Source organism: Micromonospora marincola, assembly GCF_056150385.1.
On record NZ_JAXCFT010000046.1, the window covers coordinates 1 to 1,367 of the forward strand.

Sequence of the window (1,367 nt, forward strand, 5' to 3'; positions counted from 1 at the left end):
TGGAGCAGCCACCGCTGAGTCTCGTGGTTGTGTGGACCAAAGATACGGCGGTGGCTGCCGCCTACAGAGTAGACGCCCAGCGATGGTCTGGGCTGTTCGACGAGCTGATGGACGTGGTCGGGTCGCGTTTCGGTCGGCCGGAGCCCCGCCGGCGAGTGCGGGACTTCATGGCCGGGCTGCTGGCGCCGTTGCCGACGAAGAACTGCTGGACGATCGCGGAACACGCCGGTGACGACGGGCCAGGAGGCATGCAGGATCTGATCGGTCGGGCCCGGTGGGACGACGCCGCAGTCCGCGCCGACGTGCGGGATTTCGTCGCGGTCAAACTCGGGCACCCGGACGGGGTCCTGGTCATCGACGAGACCGGTGATCTGAAGAAGGGCGTGCACACCGTCGGGGTGCAGCGGCAGTACTCCGGCACCGCCGGGAAGATCGAGAACTGTCAGCTCGCGGTGCACCTGTCCTATGCCTCACCAGCCGGGCACACCCTGCTCGACGTCGCCCTCTACCTCCCGAAGTCCTGGACCGACGACCCCGCGCGACGGGCAGAGGCAGGGGTGCCCGACACGATCGGGTTCGCCACGAAACCCCAGCTGGCACGACAGCTGATCGACACCGCTCTCGCGGGTGGGTTGCCGTGTCGGTGGGTTGCCGGCGACGAAGCCTACGGCGGTGACCCGCACCTGGCCGCGGCGTTACGCGAGCATCGACTCGGCTACGTCCTCGCGGTCGCCTGCTCACACCGCGTCCCCACCGGGCTCGGCATCCAGCGAGCAGACCAGATCGCCGCCGACCTACCGACGTGGGCGTGGCAGCGGATCTCCGCCGGCCAGGGGGCGAAAGGACACCGCTACTACGACTGGGCGTTCGTCACCCTGCCCCTGGCCGCCGACCAGCACCAGGGTCACCACTGGCTGCTGATCCGGCGCAACCGCAGCACCGGTGAGTTGGCGTTCTACCGCTGCTGGTCACCGCAGCTCGTGCCGCTGCGCCAGCTGGTCGCCGTCGCCGGCCGACGGTGGAGCATCGAGGAATCGTTCCAGGCCGCGAAAACGGGCCTCGGCCTGGACCAGCACCAACACCGCCGCTGGCGGGCGTGGCACCGCTGGACCACCCTCGTCATCGCCGCCCACGCATTCCTCGCCGCCGCCGCAGCGGCCAGCACCACCAGCCCGAACGGCCTGATCCCGATCACCGTCAACGAACTCCGCCGGCTGTTCCACGCCCTGGTCATCGAACCCACCCGACGCATCGGCGACGTCATCGCCTGGTCCATCTTCCGACGCCAACACCAAGCCGAAGCCAAGATCAGCCACTACGCCCGACAAGCCCTCACCGAGCCCTGAAACGGATCTCCTGCTGGAGTA

The 1,367-nt window shown here is 68.8% G+C and carries 1 protein-coding gene; it reads left to right on the top strand.

Going from position 1 to position 1,367, the window contains the following annotated elements; all coding sequences use genetic code 11:
* Positions 1-107 precede the first annotated feature (107 nt).
* Entirely contained in the window at positions 108-1,346 is a 1,239-nt protein-coding gene (locus SM450_RS30975) for an IS701 family transposase (protein ID WP_474623318.1), read from the top strand.
* The last annotated feature ends 21 nt before the right edge of the window (positions 1,347-1,367 follow it).

Excerpts from the sequence above, each read along its gene's own strand:
- SM450_RS30975 (WP_474623318.1), top strand. The coding sequence starts at position 108 with ATGGACGTGGTCGGGTCGCGTTTCGGTCGGCCGGAGCCCCGCCGGCGA.